The following is a 23,291-nucleotide window of genomic DNA, read 5'->3' as shown; positions in this document are numbered from 1 at the left end:
GAGCCATGATCGAAGACATCGAAACCATCGACGAGTTTCTCGCCCACCGCGCGTCCGACGTGGAACACGCCATCCGCAAGGCCGCCGCCACCGAGATCATGCCCCGGTTCCGGCAGCTCTCCGCGGACGAGATCGACCAGAAGTCCGGCCCGCACGACCTCGTGACGGACGCCGACCGCCTGGCCGAGAGGTACCTCACCGAGACCCTCACCGCGCTGCTGCCCGGTTCGGTCGTCGTCGGCGAGGAGGCGGTGCACGCCGACCCGGCGACCTACGAGGCGATCCAGGGCACGGCCCCCGTCTGGATCGTCGACCCCGTCGACGGCACCAGGCAGTTCGTGCACGGCGACTCCGGGTTCTGCACGCTGGTCGCGCTCGTGCTGGACGGCGTGGTGTGGGCCTCGTGGACGTACGCGCCCGCGCGCGACGAGTTCGCCACCGCGGTACGGGGGCGCGGGGCCGTGCTCGACGGCGTGCCGCTGCGCTGCGGTTCGCCGGAGCCCGGCCGTGACCTCGACATCGCGACCTCCCACCCGGACTACACCACGGACGAGCAGAAGCGAGCGCTCCTCGGACTGCGCGTCGAGGGCGTCGTCCCGCGTCCGTGCGGTTCAGCCGGCCTGGAGTATCTGGCCATAGCCCGCGGCGAGTTGGACGCCACCGCGTTCAGCTGGGAGGCGGCTTGGGATCACGCCGCGGGACTCCTGCTGGTCGAGGAGGCGGGCGGCGCCCACCTGACGCTCGGCGGCGAGCCGTTCCGGGTCACCGGGGGCAACGCGCTGCCGTTCACGGCGGCCCGGGACGAGGCCACGGCCCGCCGGGTGACCGCCCTGCTGGCGGCACCGTCCGAGCAGGTGGCTGTCGGCGCCTGAGCGGGAGATCCCCGGCCCGCGCGGGCCGTGGATCCGGTGCGGCGGCCGTCGTACGGTACGGGGTGATTCCCTCCAACGCCCCGTACCGTCAAGGCTGTCAGTCCTCCGGCATATCCTGATGCTCAGTGGCCGTCGGCTGACAAAGGAGTCCGAAGGTGCCGTCGATGCTCGATGCGGTCGTGGTGGGTGCGGGGCCGAACGGACTGACGGCTGCCGTGGAGCTGGCCCGCCGGGGCTTCTCCGTGGCCGTGTTCGAGGCCCGCGACACGGTGGGCGGGGGATCGCGCACCGAAGAGCTGACCCTGCCCGGTTTCCGGCACGATCCGTGCGCGGCGGCGCATCCGCTCGGCGTCAACTCGCCCGCCTTCCGTGCGATGCCCCTGGAGCGCTACGGCCTGGAGTGGCTGCACGCCGAGCTCCCCATGGCGCACCCGTTCCCGGACGGCTCGGCGGCGGTGCTCGCGCGGTCCGTGGCCGAGACGGCGGCCTCCTTCGGGCCGCGTGACGCGGGCGCGTACCGCAGGCTCGTCGCCCCGTTCCTGAGCAAGTGGGACACCCTGGCGCACGACTTCATGTCACTGCCGCTGACCGCGCTGCCCCGGGACCCCGTCACCCTCGCCCGCTTCGGTCTGGCCGGGCTGCCGCCGTCGACCTGGCTGATGCGCCGCTTCCGCGACGAGCGGGCCAAAGCCCTGTTCGCCGGTCTGGTGGCGCACGTCATCGCGCCGCTGGAGGGAATCGCCACGGGCGCCGTCGGCCTGGTCTTCGCGCTGGCCGCGCACGCCCGGGGGTGGCCCGTCGCACGCGGCGGCTCCCAGTCCATCTCGGACGCGCTGACCGCGTATCTCAAGGATCTCGGCGGCACCGTCCACACCGACTACGAGGTCAAGCGCCTGGACGATCTGCCCCCCGCGCGGGCCTACGTCTTCGACACCTCGCCCAAGGCCCTGGCCCGTATCGCGGGTTTCGGGCGGTACTACGAGGGCTACCGGTACGGGGCGGGCGCCTTCAAGATCGACTACGCGCTGGACGGTCCCGTGCCCTGGACCGCCGAGCAGGCCCGTGTCGCCGGGACCGTCCAGGTCGGGGCGAGCCGGGCGGAGATCGGCACCGCGCTGCGGGCGGCCTCGCGCGAGGGCCGGGCGCCCGACGCGCCGTTCCTGATCACGGTGCAGCCGAGCGTCGTGGACCCGTCGCGCGCCCCCGAGGGCAAACAGGTCTTCTGGGCCTACGGCCATGTCCCGAACGGCTGGACCGGAGACCTCACGGACGCGATCGAGCGCCAGCTGGAGCGGTTCGCGCCGGGCTTCCGCGACCGGGTCCTGGCCCGCGCGACCGCCGGACCGCCCCTGCTCGCGGCCCGCAACGCCAACTACGTGGGCGGCGACATCGCCTGCGGCGCAGCCTCCGGACTCCAGCTCATGCTCCGCCCCAGACTGTCCCTGTCCCCGTACAGCACCCCGCACCCCGCCGTCTTCCTGTGCTCCTCGGCCACCCCGCCCGGTCCCGGAGTGCACGGGATGTCGGGGCACAACGCGGCGAAGGCCGTCTGGAGGAGGCTGAGAGAGTCATGACCACGATCACGCTGGTGCAGGGCGACATCACCCGGCAGAGCGTCGACGCCGTCGTCAACGCGGCGAACTCCTCGCTGCTCGGCGGCGGGGGCGTCGACGGAGCCATTCACCGCCGCGGCGGCCCGGCCGTTCTCGCCGCGTGCCGCGAACTGCGGGCCGGTCACTACGGCAAGGGCCTGGCGACCGGCCGGGCGGTCGCCACGACCGCGGGTGACCTCGACGCCCGCTGGGTGATCCACACCGTGGGTCCCCGCTACGCCCGGGAGGACGACCGGTCGGAGCTGCTGGCCTCCTGCTACCGGGAGTCGCTGCGGGTCGCCGACGAGCTCGGAGCCCGTACGGTCGCCTTCCCCGCCGTCTCCGCGGGCATCTACGGCTGGCCGATGGACGACGCGGCGCGCATCGCGGTGGAGACCGTCCGGGCCGCCGAGACCGACGTCGAGGAGATCCGCTTCGTGCTCTTCGACGAACGCGCGTACGACGCGTTCGCCGGGCAGCTGGGATGACGGGCCGGGCGCCGGGCGCCGCGGGCTGAGCGAACCGGGGTCCGGCGGACCGGGCCCCCGAGTCAGGCTCGGGGCGGTGCCGGGTCCTGCGCTGGTCAGGCGTCCCGCCAGGTCGCTCGTGCGGGCCGTTGGTGCATGCGGCGTGTTGAGGCATGCGGCGTGGCGGTGGCGTGCGGGGCGTCGGGGCCTGCGGATCGCTGAGGCGCGTGCGTGGTCCGGTCAAAGGGGCAGTTCGACCACCAGCGGCCGGTGGTCCGAGACGGGGGTGCTCGGCGCGTGCGCGCCGACGGCCGCACCCGCCTCGATGCCGGTGGCCAGCACATGGTCGAGCTGGACGATGGGGCGGTGCGAGGGGTAGGTAGGCGTACGGGCCAGATCCCGCCAGCCGCGCGGCCCCGGCGGGGTATCGGCGGACCGGGTCCGGCCGCCGCCGATCGTCCCGGCCGGACCGAGGACCGTCCTCGGAAGCGCGCCGGGCAGGTTGAAGTCGCCGAGAAGCACGCGGGGCCCGGGCAGGTCGGCGATCCAGGCGCGGACGGCGAGCAACTGACGGACGTTCCAGCCGGGCACGAACGACAGGTGCAGAGCCACCACGGTGAACGGCCCGCGGCTTCCCTCCAGGACGGCGGCCAGCGCGGCCCGCGGCTGGTCCCTGGACAGCGTGAGTCCACGGCGTCCGGGTGTCCGCAGCGGCATGGGGACCGGCGCCGGGGCCAGCCGAAGGGCCCTCCAGTGCCGTACGGGCAGCCGGGACAGCAGTGCGACGCCGTGCGAGGGGACACCGTCACCCGCCTCGGCCTCGCGCGGCCCGTACACCCGCAGACCCGGTTCGGACGGTTCCGGGACCCAGCCGCCGCCCGCCTTCGCCGTGCCGTGGAACGCGGACGCGTAACGCCAGTGCGGCGCGCCGGACCCCTCGGCCGCGGCGGACGCCTGGTCCACTCCGCCGGAGCGTTCCTGCAGCCGGTCCACCTCTTGTAGCGCCACCACATCGGCGTCCAGCGACGCGACGGCCCGCACGAGCGGCACCTCGGGGCCGCCCGCGGCCCGGACGGAAACGGGTCTGCCGTCCGCCAGCGTCCGGCCGTGCAGCACGTTGAACGTCGCGAACCGCACCCGCCCGGAGCGCGAGGAGCCGGGACGAGCCGTCTCGGAAGGTGTCATGGACGCGACGGTACCCGGCGTGACGGACGAGCGGGGGCCGGTCTTCCGGCGGACAGGGAGGTGCCGGAGCCCGGTGGGATCACCGGCGGGAAGGTGTTGCCGGGTGGGCGAGGTCATCGGCGGGCGGTGTCATGGGCCGGACGGGTTCGCCCCGGCGAGGCGGTGCCGTGCACGGGGGAGGGGTGGGGATCGGCGTCGGCACGAGCGGAACGTGGACATCGATCCTCATGGCCCGTTCCCTCCCAGGAGGTCGCGCAGGGCTTCCTCCTCCTGGCGGCTGAGCCCGGTCACGAACTGCCGGAGGGCCGCGATCGGGTCGGGCCCGCGGTCGAGTGCCTCGTGCATGGCCTCGGCGGTCAGCTGGGCCGCGTTCTTGGCGGGGCGGTACGCGCCGCGCCGGCCGTCAACGTCCCGGAGCACAAGACCCTTGTCGTACAGACGTCTGAGGATGGTGTGCACCGTGTTGTAGGCGAGTCCGCCGCCGATCTCGGCCTGGATCTCGGCGGGCGTCATCGCGTCGTCCGTGGCCCACAGGGCGGCGAGGACCGTGCTCTCCAGTTCGCCCGCGCTGCGCCGTTCCGCCCTTCCGTGGGGACCTGTGCCAGCCATGCCCGTCACCTTACAGCGCGTAGCCAAGCCGGTAACGAGGCCGGTCCGGGGTGTGCGCCCGGGGGTGCGCGGGGGCGCAGGCCGCCCCGGGTACCTCCCCACACGCCTGTCCCGTTCGGCGCCTTCTTCCGGTGAACGGTAGTTTGTCCATGATTTCCCGGCTCTCGGCCTCACCCTATGTCTTGTAGGGTGAGGAAACCCTACAGCGTGTAGGGTGAAGGGTGGACGATGGCCAAGACCCTGAACGTCCCGCTCATCGGCGCCCGGCGGTCCGGACCGCCGGGCAGGACGGCCCGGGCGTCCCGGCGTCCCGGTGGTCCCGGCGCGCTCGCTCTGGTCGCGGCCGCCTTCGTCCTGGCCCAGTTGATCCTCGTGCACCCCGGGACGGGACTCGGCTGGGACGAGACCGTGTACGTCAGCCAGGTCTCCCCGCACGCCCCGGCGGCGTTCTTCAGCGCACCACGGGCCCGCGGGGTCTCTCTGCTCGTCGCGCCGGTGGCCTCCTGGTCGTCCTCCACCACCCTGTTGCGGATCTACCTCGCCCTGCTCTCCGGACTCGGCCTGTTCGTGGCCCTGCGCGTGTGGCGCGGACTGTTCCCGGTGCGGGTCCTCGCCCTGGCGGGCGCCCTGTTCGCGACGCTGTGGGTGACCCTCTTCTACGGCCCGCAGGCCATGCCCAACTACTGGGTCGCGGTCGGCGCCCTGGTCTGCGTCGGCTGCTTCCTGCGGGCCCGGGCGGGCGGCCGCGACCGGGCGGTGCTGTGGGGGACCGGGCTGAGCGCGGCGCTGATGGCGTGGATGCGGCCCCCCGACGCCGTCTGGGTGACGCTGCCGCTCCTGGTCCTCGCCGTCGCGGTCCCTCGGTGGCGGCGGGTCCGGCCGCTGCTCGCGCTCGTCGCGGGCCTGTCGGCCGGAGCGGCCGAGTGGATCATCGAGGCGTACGTGAGCTACGGCGGCCCGGGGCAACGGCTCGCCGACGGTTCGCGCATCCAGGGCGGCCTCGGCTGGAACATCGCGGTCGGCGACCAGATGCGCAGCCTCGGCGGACGCGTGCTGTGCCGGCCCTGCACCGGCGGGATGCCGGACCCCGCGGTGACGGCGTGGTGGTTCGTCCTGCCGCTGGTCGCCGCCCTCGGCCTGGTGACCGCCGTCAGGGCCCGTCGCCCGGCACCCACCCTGCTGCTCCTGGCCTGTGCCACGACAGCGGGGTTCCCGTACCTCTTCATGATCGGATACGCGGCCCCGCGCTTCCTGCTGCCCCTCTACGCCCTCGTCGCGATCCCCGTCGCCGACGCCCTCGTCCACCTGGTCACCTCCGGGGGCCGGTGGCGGCCGGTGATCGTGACACTGGTGGCCCTCGGTCTCGCCGGGCATCTGGCCGTGCAGTTCGCGGTGCTTCAGGCCACGGTGCGGCGCACCGCCGACAGCCACCACGGCTGGGCGGTGACGGCGGCGGAACTGCACAGGCTCGGGGTGCGGCCGCCCTGTGCGCTGGCCGGCCGTCAGTCCGTGCCCATCGCCTTCTACGCCGGCTGTTCCTCCGTGGCGACCGGCGGACACAACGCCAACACCACCGCGGCGGCCATCGCGCGTTCCGTCCGGCACATGCCGGTCGCCGTCGTCACGACACCGGGAGGCGCGCCGCCCGGATACGCCCGCGCCTGGTCACCCCACCGCGCGGGTGACGTCGACGTCTACGTCTCTCCGGGCGCGGGGAGCCGTACGCCGTGACCCCTCCGCCGAAGACGCCTTCACCGGCGGACAGGGCGCGGGCGGCCGCCGGTGGCGCCGCCGGCGCCGGCCGGCCTTCCCGCGGCGAACCGGTGGGCGCCCCGCCGCCGGGTCCGGCCGGGAGCGGAACGCCCGGAGGCGCACCCGTGTCCCTCGCCGGGTCCGGGCCGGCGGCCGACGGCCCGGGGACCTCTCCGCCCGGGCCGGTGTGCGGCCCGAACGGACCGTCCTCCCCCTCGCCGGCCGACGGCGGGCGGACGACCGCCGGACGGCGCCTGTCCGCGCGGGACGGGCGGACGGTCCGGCACGCCGTGCTCTCGCTGCTCGTGCTGGTGGCCGCCGGGTTCCTCGCCCACCGCCACTGGCCGGTGATCGAGTCGGGAGCGGGCATGCTCGCGCACGCCGACCGGGGCTGGCTGCTGGTGGCGGCCGTCGCCACCCTGGCGACCTGGGTGTGCTCCGCCCTCGCCCAGCAGGGCGCGGTGGCGGAGCCGCTGCCCGCCGGGCGACTGGTGGCGGTGCAGTTCGCGGCCGCCTCCGCCAACCACGTACTGCCCTCGGGCCTCGGCGCGGGTGCCGTCAATCTGCGCTTCCTGACCCGGTGCGGACTGCCCTTCGCCCGTTCCGCGACCGCCCTCGTGGTCAAGGCCTGTGCCGGAACCGTCGTACGCGGCTGTCTGATCGGCGGACTGGCCCTGGCCTGTCCCGGCGCGCTTCGCCTTCCCCGGCTGACGGCGAGCGCCTGGACCGTGGCCGCCTGGACGGCCGGCGCCGTCGTGGCCGCCGTCGCCGCGGCGCTCTTCGCCGGACCGCTGCGGCGGGCGCTGCGCCGTGTGCTCCTGGACGTCCGCGCCGTGCACGAAGTCCCCGCGCGGGCCGCCGCGCTGTGGGGCGGCTCGCTCGCCTTCGCGGCGCTGCACGCCACCGTGGTCATCGCCGTCGCCCAGGCCATCGGCCTGTCGCTGTCCCCGGCCCGGGTGGCCCTCGTCTACCTCGCCGCGAGCAGCGCCGCCGTCCTGCTGCCCACCCCGGGCGGCCTCGGCTCCCTGGACGCCGCCCTCGCGCTGGCCCTCACGTTCGCGGGGGCGCCCGGCGAGGCGGCGGCGTCCACGGTGCTCGGCTACCGACTGCTCACCGTGTGGCTTCCCCTGCTCCCGGGGCTGGTGGCGCTGGGCGTGCTGATCCGCCGCCGGGTGCTGTGAACGAGGTGCGGGCCCGGGGCCGTACGGCGGTCAGGATCCGTTCAGACTTCCGCTGCCACCCTCGGGCTCCATGACCTACGAGACAACAGAGAACTCCGGGACTCCCGAGGCGTACGGCCGCCCCGGATCCCCGGATCCCGCCGGGCACCGCCCGCGCTGGAACAAGGTGCCCGAAGTCACCGCGTACTTCTGGATCATCAAGGTGCTGTGCACGACCGTCGGCGAGACCGCCGCCGACCTCCTGAACGAGAAGCTGGGCCTCGGCCTGACCGGTGTCTCGCTGCTGATGAGCGGGCTGCTGGCGGCCGTCCTGGTGGTCCAGTTCCGTACGAAGAGCTACCGGGCGGGCGTGTACTGGCTCGCGGTGGCGCTGATCAGCGTCGTGGGGACGCTGATCAGCGACAACCTCACCGACAACCTGGGCGTGCCGCTGGAGACCAGTACCGCCGTGTTCGCCGTCGCCCTCGCCGTGACGTTCCTCGTCTGGTACCGCCGTGAGGGGACGCTGTCCATCCACAGCGTCGACACGCTCTCCCGCGAGGCCTACTACTGGCTGGCGGTGCTGTTCACCTTCGCGCTCGGCACCGCGGCCGGTGACCTGGTCGCCGAGCGCATGGCCCTCGGGTACCGGGTCTCCGCGGTGCTGTTCGCCCTCGCGATCGCCGCCGTCGCCGTCGCGCACTTCGCGCTCGGCCTGAACGCCGTGCTCAGCTTCTGGATCGCCTACATCCTGACCCGCCCGCTGGGCGCGTCGATCGGCGACTACCTCTCGCAGCCGACCGGCGACGGCGGCCTGGGCTTCGGCACCGTCGTCACCAGCGTGCTGTTCCTGACGGTCATCCTCGGTCTGGTGGTCCATCTCTCGATCACCCGACGCGATGTCACCGACGCCGGCCGGCGCCCCGTTCAAGCGGGCTGACCGCGGACGGGCCGCCGCCGGAACGTTCCGGCGGCGGCCCTCGGGCTCTTCATCCCACCACTTCACCTCGTCCCTTCACCCCGACGGAAGGCCGACCACGAAGGTCGCGCCCGAGACGCCCGTCTCCTCGTGGCGGACCTCGCCGCCGGCGGAGCGGGCCAGGCGTCGTGCGAGCGGCAGACCGAGGCCCGCCCCGCCGTGTCCGTCCCCGGGATCGGCCCGGCGGCCGGGCTGGAAGAGCTGCGCCGCGAACGACGCGGGTACGCCGGGTCCGTCGTCCACGACCTCCACGCGGACACCGCCGGGCCGCGCGCCGGCCCGGATCTCGACATGGGCGCGGGCGTGCCGGAGAGCGTTGTCGAGCAGGGGACTGACGATGCGCTCCAGCAGGGCGTCGGGCACTCCGGCCACCGGGTCGGTCCCAGGGCCGGTGACGGTGATCCGCACCTCCGGCCGGGTCGTGGCGGCACGGGCCGCGAGCCGGCGCAGTACGGATACGACCTCGCTCGTGCCCGGTGCGGCGCACGCGCTGTCACGGGCGTCGTCGAGCAGCGTGTCGCAGATCGTGCGCATGGACCGGGCGGCGTCCGACAGGGCCTCCTGCGTGGCCCGGGTCTCCTCGGCGGACCGAGGCCGGGACTGCCACCAGTCGAGCTCGGCGATGATCCGGGCCAGAGGATTGCGCAGCTCGTGCGACAGCTCCCGGGTGAGCTGCCGCTCATGGCGCAGCAGGGCCCGGATGCGGTCCAGGAGCGCGTCCAGCGACCCGCCCAGCCGGGCGAGTTCGTCGGGCCGGTCGATGCTGCCGAATCGTTCCTCGGAAGCCACGGCGCTCCATTGCGTGGCCTGGTCGGTCATGGCGCGCACGGGACGCAGGGCACGCCCCACCGCGAGGCGTGTCAGCACATAGGTGCAGGCGAGCATGGCGGCGTCGAGCGCGAGCGACGCGAACAGCAGGGTGTCGGCCGAAGCGCGGTACGGGTTCAGGTCGAGGGCGGTGACGACGCTCGCGCCGGTCCTGCCCCCCGGCACCGGTCGCGCGCACAGCCGGACCGGGTCGTGGGCACGGGCGGTGACGCAGCGCGTCCCGCCCCGGGCGGCGAGTGCGCCGGCCGCGCGGGTGAGCGGGCCCGCGGCGGAGGCCACGGGCGGTTTCTCCAGGAGCCGGCCGTCCGCGTAGATCCACACGTTCGCGTCGAGCAGCTCCTCGCCCGGCGTCTCCAGAACACGCACCCGGGCGCCGCTGGTGTCGACCGTCGCGGCGACCGCGGTGCCCCGGGTGCGCAGTTCGTCGTCCGCCTGATGCCGCAGGTGCTGTCGTACGACGGTGTTGAACGCCACCGTGAGGATCACCATCAGCAGGGTGGCGGTGGTCAGCGCGACCAGCGAGAGCCGGCCCCGCAGGGTTCCAGGACGCCGCCGTCGGGTGGTGGACGTGGTACTCACGGGCACGCCTCCCGCTGGGGAATCCGTCGCGCCGGCCAGCCGCGCGCGTGGGGGAGCGGGCCTCATGAGAGGCGGTGTCCGATGCCCCGCGCGGTCGTGACCGTCAGCTTGCTGCCGCCGTCCCGGAGCTTGCGGCGCAGCCGGGTCAGATACTGGTCGAGCGTGTTGTCGCTGACCTGGGCTCCCTCCGGCCAGCCGGCCCTGATCAGCTCCCGTCGGCCGACGATCGCCCCGGACGCCGCCATCAGCGCCGCCAGCAGGCGGAACTCCGTGGGGGTCAGCGCGACGCGAAGGCCCCGTACGGTCAGGCTGTGCGCGACCGGGTCCAGTACCAGGTCGCCCGCGGTGTCCGCCGGACCCGGTCCGGCGCGCTTGAGGGCCGCCCGCAGCCGGGCCGCCAGCTCCGTCAGATGGAACGGCTTGGGCAGATAGTCGTCGCCTCCGGCCGCGAAGCCGGCCAGCCGGTCGGTGAGATGGTGGTGGGCCGTCAGGAAGATCACGGGGGCGAGGAAGCCGTTGGCCCGGATCGCCTGGCACACGTCCCGTCCGTCGGCGTCGGGCAGACCGACGTCCAGGACGGCCGCGTCGATGCCGTCCCCGGCCAGCCGCAGTGCGGTCGCGCCGTCCCGCGCCGACACGGTGTCGAAGCCCTCGTCCCGCAGCCCGCGCCGCAGAACGTCACGCAGGGCGTGGTCGTCCTCGACGACCAGGATCCGCCGGGGCATACGGGCCGCTCACCCGCTCTTCACGAGCCGGGGCGCGAGGAGCAGGGCTCCGAGCCGCGACGCGACGAGAGGGTGTCCCGAGACATCGGGCAGTCTGCGCAGAGCCGTCGTCATCGCCATCGCGACGAGTGTGCCGACGAGCACACCGGCCGCGATGTCGTGCGGATAGTGCGCACCCACCCACACCCGGGAGACGGCCATGACCCCGGCGGCCACGATCGCGACGGTGCCGAGGCGGCGCGAGACGAAGAACAGGGCGACGCCCGCCGCGGCCGCGATCGCCGCGTGATTGCTGGGGAACGACCAGTCACCGGGAGCCGGGCACGCCTCCAGGGTCGCCACCCGCAGGCTCTGACAGGGCCGGTCCTCGCGCACCAGCAGCTTCAGGCCGAGATCCACGCCGTACGCCACGACCACGACGACCGGCACGGCGAGGGCGGCCAGGGCCGCCCTGGGGCTCTCGCGCCGCGCCCGCCACCAGCCCAGCAGCATCAGCACGGCGAACAGTCCGAGCCCGTACGTGGACCAGAAGGACACCAGACCGTCGAGCCACGAGGGGGAGTCCTCGGCGAGATCGGTCACATACCGGTAGGCGGAGCCGTCGATCGACGAGCCGTCGAGCGCCAGGATCATCCCTGGGCCTCCCCGCCCGCCGCGCCCTGCCGGCGCGAGCGGTACAGCTCGGCGGCGAGCGGGGCCAGGGACACGAGGACGATGACCGCGATGATCGGGAGCAGATAGCGGTCGACGTTCGGGATGGAGGAACCCAGCGCGTACCCGCCGAGGGTGAGGCCGATGCTCCAGACGAGGCCGCCGGCCACCTGCCACACGGTGAAGGTCCGCAGCGGCACGCCCAGGGCGCCCGCCATCGGGTTCAGCACCGTACGCACGACGGGCACGAAGCGGGCCAGCACGATCGCCTTGGCGTGGCCGTACCGCTCCAGGAGCTCCTCGGCGCGGTGCGCGCCCGATTTCAGGCGGGGGGAGGAATCGCGGGCGAGCAGGGCACCGCCCGCCTTCCGTCCGATCAGATAGCCGGTCTGGGCGCCGGCGAGCGCGCCCACGGCCGCGGCGATCAGCAGCGGGGCGAGCGACAGCTTCACGCCGTCGTGCCCCGATCCTGTACAGAGCAGTCCCGCTGTGAACAGCAGTGAGTCACCGGGCAGGAAGAAGCCGATCAGCAGACCGGTCTCCGCGAACATCACCACGCCCACCCCCAGCACGCCGAAGGCGGCGAGCAGGGACTGCGCGCTGAGAATATTCACGGCGAGGTCGGACGCTGTGAACATCGGTGCGGCCATCATCGCGGACCCTCTCATACTGGAAGGGGCGGGCGCGGTCGAAACCCGCGCCCGGCTGACTACAATTCTGTAGACAGTCTACTGAACTGTAGACGATGGTGGGGTGAGGATCGTTCCGATGAGCAGTGACAAGGACGAACGCCGACCGGCGGGCGAGCTGGAGGCCAGCGTGATGGCGGCTCTCTGGGCCGCGGGGGTGCCGCTCACGCCCGGACGCGTGCAGACCGAGCTGGACTCCGGTCTGGCCCGCACGACAGTGACGACGATCCTGTCCCGGCTGCACGAGAAGGGCATCGTCGGCCGCGAGCGGCTGGGCCGGGGCTACGCCTACTTCCCCGTCCAGGACCCGCACGGCCTCACCGCGCGCCGCATGCACACCGAGCTCGACCGCGACGACGACAGGGAGACCGCGCTGGCCCGCTTCGTCGCCCAGCTCAGCCCCGACGACGAGCGGCTCCTGCGGGATCTCCTGGAACCGGATCTCGGCACGCGCCCGGAACCGGGCGACGAATGATCCTTCTCCTGATGGTCCCCCTGCTCGTCCCCTTCGCGCTGGGACCGCTGGCCCGCCGCTGCCTGGACCGGCTCACCCCGGTCGCCGCGCTGTGGTCGGTGACCCTCGCGCTCGTCGTGCTGGCCGGGGCCTCCGTGGCCTCGCTCGGCGCGCTCGTCCTGACGGGCCTGCTCAAGATGCCCCTGTTCGCGGGCCTCGGCGACCTCGTCCACCCGCTGCGCACGGCCTCGGACCTCGTCGTCCTGCCCGCGGCGGCCGCCGCGACGGGTCTGCTCACCGTCGGCGCCTGGACCGTCGTCCGCTCGGCCCTGCGCCAGCTGCGTGCCTTCCGCACCGCGCGCAGCCAGGCCGACCGCCGTCCCGCCGCCGGCGACCTGTGCGTCATCGAGTCGCCGCACCCCGACGCCTACGCGCTCCCCGGCCGGCCGCACCGCATCGTCGTCACCACCGCGATGCTCCGCAGCCTCGGCGCCGACGAGCGCGAGGCCCTCTTCGCCCACGAGCGGGCCCACAACGCGGGCGGCCACCACCGTTTCCTCGTCGTGGCCGAACTCGCGGCCCACTGCCACCCGGGCCTGCGCACGGTCCGCGCCACCGTCGCGCTCGCGGCGGAGCGCGCCGCGGACGAGGCCGCGGCCGTCGCCGTGGGGGACCGGAGGCTGATCGCACGGGCCATCGCCCGCGCCGCCCTGGCCGTCGGCGAGGCCCGCACCGGGCGCCCCGACTTCGCCCCGGCGGCCACCACGGGTCCCGTCCCCCAGCGGGTCGCCGCCCTGCTCTCCGTCCCCCGGTACCGCCCTCGCGCCGCCGCCTGGATCGCCGTCCTCCTCGCGGCCTGCGCCGCCGTCTCGGCCGGCGCGTCGGGGGCGGGTGTCATCGCCTTCCACCACGAGGTCGAGGTCGCGCAGGGCGAGGAGACTCGCTGACGCGATTCCGGCCGGGAGCGGCCGAGGGTCACCGGCCGGGCGAGGTCGATGTCGGATTCTCGCCAGCCCCGCCCTCCGGAGTGCCCGATGCTTGAGGCATGCAGAACGGGATGCACACGGACACGGAGCGCTGCGTGCGTGCCGTCCAGTCGAAGGACGCGCGTTTCGACGGATGGTTCTTCACCGCGGTGACGACGACGAGGATCTACTGCCGGCCGAGTTGCCCGGTCGTGCCGCCGAAGCCCCGGAACATGACCTTCTACCCGAGCGCCGCCGCCTGCCAGCAGGCCGGATTCCGGGCCTGTAAGCGCTGCCGCCCGGACACCAGCCCCGGTTCTCCCGAATGGAACCACCGTGCCGACCTGGTCGCCCGGGCGATGCGGCTGATCGGCGACGGGGTCGTCGACCGCGACGGGGTACCGGGCCTGGCCGCCCGGCTCGGCTACAGCACCCGCCAGATCGAACGGCAGCTCCTGGCCGAGCTGGGCGCGGGACCCCTCGCGCTCGCCCGCGCCCAGCGCGCCCAGACGGCCCGGCTGCTCATCGAGACGACACCGCTACCCATGGCCGGGATCGCCTTCGCCGCCGGCTTCTCCTCCATCCGCACCTTCAACGACACGGTCCGTGAGGTCTTCGCGCTGTCCCCGAGCGAGCTGCGCGCCCGCCTGCCCAGGAACCGGGCCGAAGCCGTGGCCGGGACCCCGAGCGTGCCGGGCGTGCTGAATCTCCGGCTCCCTTTCCGCGCCCCGCTCAACCCCGACAACCTCTTCGGACACCTCGCGGCGACCGCCGTACCCGGGGTGGAGGAGTGGCGCGACGGCGCGTACCGGCGGACGCTGCGGCTGCCGTACGGGCACGGTGTCGCCGGTCTGACGCCGATGCCGGACCACATCGCGTGCCGACTGGCCCTCAGCGACCTGCGGGACCTGTCCGTCGCGATCAGCCGCTGCCGCCGCCTGCTGGACCTGGACGCCGATCCGGTGGCGGTCGACGACCAGCTGCGCACGGATCCGCTGCTGGCGCCGCTGGTCGACAAGGCCCCCGGCCGCCGGGTGCCGCGTACGGTGGACGAGGCCGAGTTCGCCGTACGGGCGGTGCTGGGGCAACAGGTCTCCACGGCCGCCGCGCGGACCCACGCCGCCCGCCTGGTCACCGCGTACGGAGATCCGGTCGACGACCCCGGAGGCGGTCTCACCCACCTCTTCCCTTCGCCGGAGGCGCTCGCCGCACTGGACCCCGAGTCGCTCGCGATGCCCCGCACGCGGCGGACCACGTTCGTCACGCTGGTGGGTCAACTCGCCGAAGGCACCCTGCATTTGGGAGTGGAGAGCGACTGGGAGCAGGCACGGGCCAGACTTCTGGCGCTGCCCGGCTTCGGCCCCTGGACCGCCGACGTGATCGCGATGCGCGCCCTCGGCGACCCGGACGCCTTCCTCCCCACCGACCTCGGAATCAGGCGCGCCGCACAGGAGTTGGGGCTCCCCTCCACCCCTGCCGCCCTGACGGCCCGTGCCGCGGCCTGGCGCCCCTGGAGGGCCTACGCGGTCCAGTACCTGTGGGCGACGGACAGCCACCCGATCAACTTCCTGCCGGAGCAGGCCGGCGCCCCGCACCCGCCGGAGGCCACGAGGCCCGCCTCCCGTGCGACGGCGCCCCGCACACGTACTCCGCGCACTCCGGGCAGTCCGGGCAGTCCGAGCGCTCCAGGCACCTCACGCACTGCACGCACCTCACGCACCAAGGACGCCCAGTGAAACGGCACACGGTCATCGACAGTCCCTACGACCCCCTCACGCTCGTCGTCGACGACGACGGCGTCCTGTGCGGTCTCCACATGGTCGGTCAGCGCCACCGTCCGCCGCAGGAGAGCTTCGGCGACCGCGACGACACCCTCTTCGACGAGGTGACGGAGCAACTGAACGCCTACTTCGAGGGCGAGTTGAAGGAGTTCACCGTCGAACTGCGCACGAACGGGACGCCGTTCCAGCGCAGTGTGTGGGATCAGCTCCGGCGGATCCCCTACGGCGAGACCCGGTCGTACGGCGAACTCGCCGAAGTGCTGGGCAACATGGGCGCCTCCCGCGCGGTCGGCCTCGCCAACGGCAAGAACCCGATCGGGATCATCGTGCCCTGCCATCGCGTGATCGGCGCGAGCGGCGGCCTCACCGGCTACGGCGGCGGCCTGGACCGCAAGCGGCAACTCCTGGACTTCGAGAGCGGATCGGCGCTCTTCTGACCGCTCCCACATCCCGGCCGGGCCGCCGGGCGCCCCGGCCGCCCGGTCGGCGGAGCGGTCCGTGCGGCGGAGCGGTCCGTGCGGCGGTGCGCGACGGCCATTGATCAGTACGGGTTGATAACAGACGACAACCCTTCCGGAGTTGACGCTGTCTGAACCCCCATGAAGATCTCCTTTCTGCTCCACAACGCCTACGGGATCGGGGGCACGATCACCACCACCTTCAATCTGGCCCGCGCGCTTGCCGCGCGGAACGAGGTGGAGATCGTCTCCGTGCTGCGGCACCGCGAGCGGCCGACTCTGTCCCTGGATCCCAGAGTCTCGTTAAGGTCGCTGGTGGATCTGCGGCAGGAGAAGGAGCACCCGTCGCATCTGAGACCGGCGCGGGTGTTTCCTCGCGCCGAGTACCGGTACCGGCAGTACAGCGAGTTGACCGACCGACGGATCGGCGAGTGCCTCGCGGCGACCGACGCCGATGTGGTGATAGGGACCAGGCCCGGGCTCAACGTGCATCTGGCGCTCCAGGCTCCGCGGCACGTCGCGCGCATCGGACAGGAACACCTCACCCTGGACGGCCATCCGCCCCGGCTGCGTTCCGCCCTGCGCCGGGCCTATCGCCGGCTCGACACGCTCACCACGGTGACCGAGGCGGACGCCACCGCCTACCGGCGCAAGATGCGGATGCCCGGAGTCCGGGTGGCGGCACTGCCGAACAGCGTGCCGGAAACCGTGCTGCCGCCTGCCGACGGCGCCGCCAAGGTGATCATCGCGGCCGGCCGTCTGGTCCCCGTCAAACGGTACGACCTGCTCATCGAGGCCTTCGCGCTGGTCGCCGCCGAACATCCCGACTGGCGGTTGCGCATCTACGGCAAGGGTGAGGAGCACGAGAGGCTGCGGCGCCTCATCGCGGACCTCGGCCTGTACGACAGCGTCCTCCTGATGGGTGCGGTGACCCCCATGGAGGCGGAGTGGGTCAAGGGCTCGATCGCGGTGGCGGCCTCCGACTACGAGGCGTTCGGCATGACCATCATCGAGGCGATGAGCTGCGGTCTGCCGGTGGTGAGCACCGACTGTCCCCACGGACCGGGCGAAATCATCGAGGACGGCGTCGACGGCCGACTCGTGCCGGTCGGAGACCGCGACGGGCTGGGCGAGGCGCTGCGGGGACTGGTCCGCGACGACGAGTGGCGCCTGCGCGCGGGCCGTGCGGCCCGGAAGAACGCGCGGCGATTCGCTCCGGGCCCCGTCGTCACACAGGCGGAACGCCTGTTCGCCGAGGCCGTGTCGGCGAGAAGAGCGGGCCGGCCGGTCCTGCGGGAACGCTCCGGCGTGCGGCGCGTCCTGGTCAGCCAGGGCTTCGCCCTGCGTGACACCGCCCACGGCACGGCAGACGGTGTGCTGCGCACCCTGAGGAGGCAGGGATGAGCACGGACACGGAGACGCAGCCGCACGTCGGCTGCGTGATCGGTGCCGACGGCCGGATCACCTTCGACCTGCCACCCGGGTCGCCCGAAGGGCAGCAACTGCTGCTGAGACTGCGCCCGAAGAAGGGACAGCCCGAAAAGACGGTCCACGTCCTCGACTTCGAGCCCGCCGGCGAACGCCAGTGCGCCGTCCTGAACGCGCGGCCCCTTCTCACGGAGGGCCGCTGGGACGTCTACCTGCTCCAGGAACCCGGATCCCAGCGGCAGCGTCCGCGCGCCGGTCTGCGCGATCTCCGCGCACTCGTCGACGGTGACCGTCGCCCTCGGCCGTCCCCGCTCGCCGTCCGGATCCCGTACGTCACCATGGACGGCCACCTCGCGGTGCGCGCCTGGCTGCGCGACGTCCACGCGGAGGCCGAAGGCATCGACGTCGGCGTCCGCTCGATGACGGTCAGGACACGCCTGTACGGCGCCTCGCTCCAGGAGGGAGCCGTCGTGAGCCTGCGTCTGCGGGGTGCCGGCGCCACCGCTCTCACCGTGGAGCCGCGTGCCGGGGACGACGGACGGAGCCTCTCCTTCACCGTCGACTACGCGGAGCTGGCTGCCGGGGCACCGCCGGGGGGAGGCGTCTGGGACGTCTTCGTCCGTCCCGCGGCCCAGGCGCCCTCGATGCGTGTCGGCCGTCTTCTCGACGACCTGGCGGACCGCAAGAAGATCGTCGTCTACCCGACGGCCGACGTCGGTGGTACCGGCCTGCGCCCCTACTACACCGTCGACAACGACCTCTCCGTGGAGGCGACGGGGAAGCCATGACCTGTATGGCGCACCGCGGTCTTCCTCCCGGGTGACCCCGGTGGCGTGAGCCGCCCGATCACTGGTGTCTGTACGAAGGGAGAGCAGCCAGAGAGCGGGAGACCATGGAGCGGAAGTACAAGAGCCTCGCGACAGCCCGGGCCGCCGGGGTGGCCGGGGTGGCGTTCGCGATCCTGATGGCCGCGGCGATCGTGCTGGTGCGCGTCGCGCTGCCCGACGGCGGGGACGAGGTGACCCTCGACGCCGGACAGCGCGGTGGCGTCCGGACGGCGCTGGAGCTGGTGCCGTTCGCCGGGATCGCGTTCCTGTGGTTCATGGGCGCTCTGCGCGAGCAGGCCGGCCGGGCCGAGGACCGGTTCGTCGCCACCGTGTTCCTGGGCAGCGGCGTGGTCTTCGTCGCCACCCTGTTCGCCGCCGCCGCGGCTGCCGGGACCGTGCTCGGCGAAAGCGGGCAGAGCCCTTCCTTCGGCAGCCACTTCGCCTACGCCCTGCTGACCACGTACGCCATGCGGATGGCCGCGGTGTTCATCATCGCGACCTCGACCATCGGCCGCCGGCTCGGCGCCCTCCCGCGCCCGCTCGTCGTCGTCGGCTATCTGGCGGGCCTGACGCTGCTCGTGGCGGGAAGCAGCGTGCCCTGGTCCGAGCTGGTCTTCCCGGCCTGGGCGCTGCTCCTCAGCCTGAACATCCTGCGAGGCCGCCCTCCCGCCGCGGCACGGCCCGCCGCCCCGGCCTGACCGGGCAGCCCCGCTCACCCGAACGGTCCGCCCCTCGTCGCAGGCTCCCGTCCGGCCACCGAGAGTGGTGCGCAGGAGGGATGAACGGGCCAGTGGAGAGGACCGATCCCGTGGTAAGGATTGCCGTCGATCTGAACCGCTGTCAGGGGTACGCGCAGTGCGCGTTCCTCGCGCCCGAGATCTTCGCCATGCACGGCGAGGAGGTACTGCTGTACGACCCGGAGGCCGACGCGGCACAGCGCGACAAGCTGGCCCAGGCCGCCGCGGCCTGCCCGGTCCAGGCGATCCTCGTCGACGCCGTGGAACCAGACGTCGTGGAACCAGATGCCGTGGACGTATCGGCCGAGGCGGTGTCCGGTGGTCGGTGACGGATCCCTGGAACGGCTCAAGCGTGACGGCCGCATCGTCGTCGTCGGTGCCTCGCTGGCCGGCCTGAGGGCAGCCGAAACCCTGCGGGACAAGGGCTTCGCCGGGTCACTGACCCTGATCGGCGACGAGTCCTGCGAACCGTACGACCGGCCCCCGCTGTCCAAGCAGGTGCTGCTGGGCAGGGCGGGCGCCGAACGTACCGCCCTGCCCAGGCTCAGGGCCCTCGACGCGACCTGGCGGCTCGGCAGAGCGGCCACCGGCCTGGACATGGCCGCCCGGCGGGTGCGGCTGGCCGACGGCGACGAGGTGCCGTACGACCGGCTGCTCATCGCCACCGGCGTCCGGGCGCGACCGTGGCCGAACGAGGCCGAGGCGGACCTCGACGGCGTCTTCGTGCTGCGGACCCGGGACGACAGCGCCGCCCTCGCGCGGCGGCTCGACGCGGGCCCCGAGCGGGTCCTGGTCATCGGCGCCGGATTCACCGGCTCGGAGATCGCCTCCGCCTGCCGCGAACGCGGCCTGCCCGTCACCGTCGCCGAACGCGGCGCCGCGCCCCTGGTCGGCGCGCTCGGCGGGGTCGTCGGCGCGGTCGCGGCCGAGATGCATCGCGAGCACGGTGTCGACCTGCGGTGCGGGGTCATGGTGACCGCGCTGGAGGGCGACGCCTCGGGAAGGGTGTGCTCCGCGCAGCTGTCCGACGGCTCCACCGTGGAGACCGACGTCGTGATCGTCTCGCTCGGCGCCCTCCGCAACACCGAATGGCTCGCCGGGTCCGGACTCGGCGCGGGTCCCCGAGGCATCGCCTGTGACGCCGGATGCCGCGCCTTCGACATCCGCGGCATCGTCACCGACGACATCTACGCAGCCGGCGACGTCGCCCGCAGCCCGCACGCCCTCTTCGGCTACCAGTTCCTGTCCCTGGAGCACTGGGGCAACGCCGTGTCGCAAGCCCGGATCGCGGCGCACAACATGCTCAGCGAGAGCACCGACCGCCTGCCCCACATGGAGGTGCCGGCGTTCTGGTCCTCGCAGTTCGGGGTCAACATCAAGTCCGTCGGGATCCCTTCGATGGGGACGGAGATCCTCGTCTCCCAGGGCTCGCTGGCGGATCACCGGTTCCTCGGCGTGTACGGGTACCAGGGGCGCGTCATCGGCGCCGTCGCCTTCGACCACGGCCGGTGGCTGCCGTTCTACCAGGAGCTGATCGAGACCACCGCGCCGTTCCCGCCGCCGTTCGCGACGGTCGACCGGCGCCCGGAGGGACAGCGGCCGCTCGACGCGGACTTCCCCGACCCCTCGGTCCCCACCCACGGCCCCACCGTGACCCTCAGCGGATACTCGCCGGCCGACCGCCGGATGACGTTCACCCCGGCGCACTGACCGCACGGCCCGCACGGCCACGAGGACGCTAGGACTCGCCATGACGCAATCCCTGCTGCACCAGATCCTGGACTACGCCAACCGGGCCGACCCGTACCCGATCTACGAGGAGCTGCGGAAGTCGCCGGTCCACCACGAGGCCGACGGGCCGTACGTGATCAGCACGTACTACGAGATCCGCAGCCTTCTGCACGATCCCCGGATCAGTTCCGACGCCCGCAACCTGGCCTCGAACGCGGCCGAACCGCCGGCCGGGGCGCCCCCGGAGGAGAGCACCCTGCCGCCGGGCTTCCTGAAGCTCGACCCGCCGGAGCACGACCGGCTGCGCCGCATGACGAACCGCCCTTTCGGGCCGCCGCACTCCCCGCACCGGGTCGACGGGATGCGCGGAGAGCTCCACGACATCGTCACCGGCCTCATCGACGGCATCGGGGACCCGGACCGGATCGACCTGGTGGAACAGTTCTCGTACCCCTTCCCGGTGACGGTGATCTGCCGGCTGCTCGGGGTGCCGCGCGAGGACGAGACACGCTTCCACGTCTGGGCGGACACCCTCGCCGCGAACCTGGACCCCGCCCCGGACGCCGATCCCGCCGAGCGGGACAAGGGCGCACAGGACGCCCGGATGCAGCTGGGCATGTACCTGGCCGGCCTGATCGAGGAGCGCCGCAAGAACCCCGGCGAGGACATGCTCTCCCAGCTGGCGACCGCCAAGGGCGACGACGGTCCGATGACCACGATGGAACTGCTCAGCACGGCGGCGCTGTTGCTGATCGCCGGGCACGAGACCACGGTCAACCTGATCACCAACGGCATGCTCACCCTGCTGCGCAACCCCGACGTCCTCCAGCGGCTGCGTGCCGATCCGCGGCTGGCCGTGCCCATCGTCGAGGAGCTGCTGCGGTTCGAGCCGCCGGTGCAACTGGTGCCGCAGCGCACCACCCTCGCCGACATCGAGGTCCGCGGGGTCACCATCCCCAAGGGCGCCTCCGTGTGGCTGGTCCTGGCGTCGGGCAACCGCGACCCCCGGCGCTTCGAGGACCCGGACCGCTTCGACCCGGACCGCCCCGACATCCAGCACCTCGGCCTGGGCAGCGGCATCCACAGCTGCTTCGGCGCACCGCTCGCCCGGCTGGAGACGCAGTTCGCCCTGGCGGAGCTGGCCAGGAGGCTGGAGAACCCCCGTCTGCTGGAGGACCCGCCCCCGTACCGGCAGAACGCCGTCCTGCGCGGCCCGCGGCGCCTGCACCTCACCTGCGACGGGATCAGGCCCTAGCGGGCGGAGCCATCTCCCGGACGGTCGCGCGGACAAGCGCCTCAGGTCAGCGCACTTGCCCGCTGTCCTCCGTACGGAGCCGGCGCAGCAGCTCCGGCAACGCGGTGCCGATGGGCTCGCGCACGACGTCGTCGGCGAGTTCGTCGTACGGGGTCGGCTCCGCGTTGACGACGACGAGCCGGGCCCCGTGGTCGGCGGCCACGCCCGCGAGGCCCGCCGCCGGCTGGACCTGGAGGCTGCTGCCGACGGCGATGAACACCTGGCAGGCCTTGGCGATGGCGGCGGCCTGGCCGAGGACGACGGGGTCGAGTCGTTCACCGAACATGACGGTCGCCGGTTTGAGGATCCCGCCGCACTCGAGACAGGCCGGATCGTCCTCACCGGCGTCGACCCGGGCGAGGGCGTCCTCCATGGGCCCGCGCGCATGGCATCCGGTGCACACGAAACTCCGTGCGGTGCCGTGCAGTTCGAGGACCTTGCGGGCGGGCATCCCGGCGAGCTGGTGCAGTCCGTCGACGTTCTGCGTGATGACCCTCACGGGCACCCCGGAACGCTCCAGCTCGGCCACCGCCCGGTGCGCGGCGTTGGGCTCGGCCTGGAGCGCGCCCGTCTCGCGCCGCATCTGCCACGCCCGGCGCCTGATCTCGGGATCGCCCATGTAGTACTCGTACGTGACGAGCTTCTCGGCCTCGGGATCCTTCCGCCAGAGCCCGTTGGGACCGCGGTAGTCCGGGATCCCGGAGTCGGTGGAGATGCCTGCCCCGCTGAGGATGGCGACGAGTGGCCTGTTCACGGACATGAAGGTACGGGGCTCGACTGCTCGGGGCGACCGGATATCGGGCGCGGGCAATGCGGCGGGTCCTGCTGCTTCGCCGGGATCCACATCCACTGTCCGCCGCTTGCAAAGCGGAACAAGCTCACCTCGGAGTCCTGCCGCGCACGCAAATGGTCCCGGCCCCGGGCCTGAGGCCCGGGGCCGGGACCAGCTATCGGCCGGTGACTTCGCGTCGGCCAGGACTTCAGAAGGCGCTGTTGTTGCAGCCCGCGCTGGAGCCGATGTCGGTGACCTGGGCACCGGGGTTGCCCTCGCCGCCCAGCAGGTTGCCGCCCAGGCCGTTGAGCAGGCCGACCTGGCCGAGGACGTCCACGTTCAGGTCGTGCGACTTGCAGGAGGAGTGCTGCTTGACGGTGAACCCGTCGCCGTGGTCACCGGCGTGGGCCGTGCCGCCCACGAGTCCGATGCTGCCGATCGCGGCGATCAGGACGGCAACGTTGCGAAGCTTGCGCATGTCATCTCCGATGGAGTGAGTGGGTGCGATCTGGGGAAGATCGACTTTTACAATTCCGGGAGATTAGTTCGGAATATGCCGAAACGGGCAATGGCGCGCCGGGGCTCATGATCGCGCAGCAGGAGCACCCGAAAGCCGTAACGCATGCGAACGGACCCGTCCGTGGCCACCGGGCCGGCAGGCGGTGGCGGCCGCACCGACCCGGCCTGCGAGACCCCCGCGGCCGCCGCCCTCGACGCGGACACGCGGGTGCGACCCGCTACGCGTCTGCGGCCCTG

General features: G+C 73.2%; 23 protein-coding genes and 1 pseudogene. 16 read left to right on the top strand and 8 right to left on the bottom strand.

All coding sequences use genetic code 11. The annotated features are described in order from the left end of the window. Positions 1–5 precede the first annotated feature (5 nt). From OG780_RS09275 to OG780_RS09265, 3 genes are all read left to right on the top strand, one after another. Entirely contained in the window at positions 6–872 is an 867-nt protein-coding gene (locus tag OG780_RS09275; RefSeq protein ID WP_328446513.1) for an inositol monophosphatase family protein, read from the top strand. Between the two features lie 164 nt (positions 873–1,036). Continuing rightward, positions 1,037–2,446, top strand: a complete 1,410-nt coding sequence (locus OG780_RS09270; protein ID WP_328446511.1) for a phytoene desaturase family protein — start codon at positions 1,037–1,039, stop codon at positions 2,444–2,446. Further along, positions 2,443–2,952: an O-acetyl-ADP-ribose deacetylase gene (locus OG780_RS09265; protein ID WP_328446509.1), complete on the top strand. Its 510-nt coding sequence runs from the start codon at positions 2,443–2,445 to the stop codon at positions 2,950–2,952. The genes OG780_RS09270 and OG780_RS09265 overlap by 4 nt, the downstream gene beginning before the upstream one ends. 219 nt (positions 2,953–3,171) lie before the next feature. Here the strand turns inward: OG780_RS09265 and OG780_RS09260 are convergent, their stop codons facing one another. Then, positions 3,172–4,116 carry an endonuclease/exonuclease/phosphatase family protein gene (locus OG780_RS09260; protein ID WP_328446507.1) on the bottom strand — a complete coding sequence of 315 codons (945 nt, stop codon included), beginning with the start codon at positions 4,114–4,116 and terminating at the stop codon, positions 3,172–3,174. Between the two features lie 225 nt (positions 4,117–4,341). After that, the gene (locus tag OG780_RS09255) at positions 4,342–4,725 is read right to left on the bottom strand and encodes a BlaI/MecI/CopY family transcriptional regulator (RefSeq protein WP_328446505.1); all 384 of its coding nucleotides are present in this window, start codon (positions 4,723–4,725) and stop codon (positions 4,342–4,344) included. 228 nt (positions 4,726–4,953) lie between these two features. Here OG780_RS09255 and OG780_RS09250 point away from each other — a divergent pair, with 228 nt between their 5' ends. The 3 genes from OG780_RS09250 to OG780_RS09240 all read left to right on the top strand — a co-directional run bounded on the left by OG780_RS09250 (position 4,954) and on the right by OG780_RS09240 (position 8,577). Beyond that, the gene (locus OG780_RS09250; protein ID WP_328446503.1) at positions 4,954–6,456 is read left to right on the top strand and encodes a hypothetical protein; all 1,503 of its coding nucleotides are present in this window, start codon (positions 4,954–4,956) and stop codon (positions 6,454–6,456) included. 275 nt (positions 6,457–6,731) lie between these two features. Then, positions 6,732–7,658 (top strand): lysylphosphatidylglycerol synthase transmembrane domain-containing protein, encoded by a 927-nt coding sequence (locus OG780_RS09245; RefSeq protein ID WP_328458013.1) that lies wholly within the window; start codon positions 6,732–6,734, stop codon positions 7,656–7,658. A gap of 70 nt (positions 7,659–7,728) precedes the next feature. Further along, entirely contained in the window at positions 7,729–8,577 is an 849-nt protein-coding gene (locus OG780_RS09240) for a COG4705 family protein (RefSeq protein ID WP_328446501.1), read from the top strand. A gap of 75 nt (positions 8,578–8,652) precedes the next feature. On the opposite strand, the gene OG780_RS09235 is transcribed toward OG780_RS09240, so the two are convergent. The 4 genes from OG780_RS09235 to OG780_RS09220 form a co-directional block, all read right to left on the bottom strand. After that, positions 8,653–10,023, bottom strand: a complete 1,371-nt coding sequence (locus OG780_RS09235) for a sensor histidine kinase (protein ID WP_443062140.1) — start codon at positions 10,021–10,023, stop codon at positions 8,653–8,655. 62 nt (positions 10,024–10,085) lie between these two features. Beyond that, the gene (locus OG780_RS09230) at positions 10,086–10,748 is read right to left on the bottom strand and encodes a response regulator transcription factor (RefSeq protein ID WP_328446499.1); all 663 of its coding nucleotides are present in this window, start codon (positions 10,746–10,748) and stop codon (positions 10,086–10,088) included. 9 nt (positions 10,749–10,757) lie between these two features. Next, positions 10,758–11,381 carry a phosphatase PAP2 family protein gene (locus OG780_RS09225; protein WP_328446497.1) on the bottom strand — a complete coding sequence of 208 codons (624 nt, stop codon included), beginning with the start codon at positions 11,379–11,381 and terminating at the stop codon, positions 10,758–10,760. After that, complete coding sequence (locus OG780_RS09220) at positions 11,378–12,067, bottom strand: DedA family protein (RefSeq protein WP_443062139.1); 690 nt, start codon at positions 12,065–12,067, stop codon at positions 11,378–11,380. Before OG780_RS09220 ends, OG780_RS09225 begins: the two co-directional genes overlap by 4 nt. Positions 12,068–12,167: 100 nt before the next feature. Between OG780_RS09220 and OG780_RS09215 the strand changes: the two genes are divergently transcribed. The 10 genes and pseudogenes from OG780_RS09215 to OG780_RS09170 all read left to right on the top strand — a co-directional run bounded on the left by OG780_RS09215 (position 12,168) and on the right by OG780_RS09170 (position 21,724). Then, entirely contained in the window at positions 12,168–12,563 is a 396-nt protein-coding gene (locus tag OG780_RS09215; RefSeq protein ID WP_326784669.1) for a BlaI/MecI/CopY family transcriptional regulator, read from the top strand. Then, on the top strand, positions 12,560–13,489 hold the full coding sequence (locus tag OG780_RS09210) for a M48 family metalloprotease (RefSeq protein WP_328446491.1): 930 nt from the start codon (positions 12,560–12,562) through the stop codon (positions 13,487–13,489). The genes OG780_RS09215 and OG780_RS09210 overlap by 4 nt, the downstream gene beginning before the upstream one ends. Before the next feature lie 98 nt (positions 13,490–13,587). Continuing rightward, positions 13,588–15,081 (top strand): annotated as a pseudogene (locus tag OG780_RS09205) (AlkA N-terminal domain-containing protein); the annotation flags it as partial. Positions 15,082–15,239: 158 nt separating this feature from the next. After that, positions 15,240–15,725: a methylated-DNA--[protein]-cysteine S-methyltransferase gene (locus tag OG780_RS09200; RefSeq protein ID WP_328446489.1), complete on the top strand. Its 486-nt coding sequence runs from the start codon at positions 15,240–15,242 to the stop codon at positions 15,723–15,725. A gap of 162 nt (positions 15,726–15,887) precedes the next feature. Then, positions 15,888–17,150 (top strand): glycosyltransferase family 4 protein, encoded by a 1,263-nt coding sequence (locus OG780_RS09195; protein WP_328446487.1) that lies wholly within the window; start codon positions 15,888–15,890, stop codon positions 17,148–17,150. Then, on the top strand, positions 17,147–17,962 hold the full coding sequence (locus OG780_RS09190) for a transferase (RefSeq protein WP_328446486.1): 816 nt from the start codon (positions 17,147–17,149) through the stop codon (positions 17,960–17,962). Before OG780_RS09195 ends, OG780_RS09190 begins: the two co-directional genes overlap by 4 nt. 104 nt (positions 17,963–18,066) lie before the next feature. After that, positions 18,067–18,699 carry a hypothetical protein gene (locus OG780_RS09185; protein WP_328446484.1) on the top strand — a complete coding sequence of 211 codons (633 nt, stop codon included), beginning with the start codon at positions 18,067–18,069 and terminating at the stop codon, positions 18,697–18,699. Between the two features lie 110 nt (positions 18,700–18,809). Beyond that, positions 18,810–19,067, top strand: a complete 258-nt coding sequence (locus tag OG780_RS09180) for a ferredoxin (RefSeq protein ID WP_328446482.1) — start codon at positions 18,810–18,812, stop codon at positions 19,065–19,067. Further along, positions 19,024–20,448 carry an NAD(P)/FAD-dependent oxidoreductase gene (locus OG780_RS09175; RefSeq protein WP_443062138.1) on the top strand — a complete coding sequence of 475 codons (1,425 nt, stop codon included), beginning with the start codon at positions 19,024–19,026 and terminating at the stop codon, positions 20,446–20,448. The genes OG780_RS09180 and OG780_RS09175 overlap by 44 nt, the downstream gene beginning before the upstream one ends. A 40-nt stretch (positions 20,449–20,488) precedes the next feature. Continuing rightward, positions 20,489–21,724, top strand: coding sequence for a cytochrome P450 (locus OG780_RS09170; RefSeq protein WP_328446478.1), 1,236 nt, complete (start codon positions 20,489–20,491; stop codon positions 21,722–21,724). 46 nt (positions 21,725–21,770) lie between these two features. On the opposite strand, the gene OG780_RS09165 is transcribed toward OG780_RS09170, so the two are convergent. Together OG780_RS09165 and OG780_RS09160 are read right to left on the bottom strand one after the other, a co-directional pair. Then, positions 21,771–22,517 (bottom strand): SIR2 family NAD-dependent protein deacylase, encoded by a 747-nt coding sequence (locus tag OG780_RS09165; protein ID WP_328446476.1) that lies wholly within the window; start codon positions 22,515–22,517, stop codon positions 21,771–21,773. A 226-nt stretch (positions 22,518–22,743) separates the two neighbouring features. Beyond that, positions 22,744–23,013 carry a hypothetical protein gene (locus tag OG780_RS09160; RefSeq protein WP_326784659.1) on the bottom strand — a complete coding sequence of 90 codons (270 nt, stop codon included), beginning with the start codon at positions 23,011–23,013 and terminating at the stop codon, positions 22,744–22,746. Between the last annotated feature and the right edge of the window lie 278 nt (positions 23,014–23,291).

It is taken from the genome of Streptomyces sp. NBC_00386 (assembly GCF_036063235.1).
Classification (GTDB): domain Bacteria; phylum Actinomycetota; class Actinomycetes; order Streptomycetales; family Streptomycetaceae; genus Streptomyces.
This window is presented reverse-complemented; position numbering and strand designations above follow the sequence as displayed.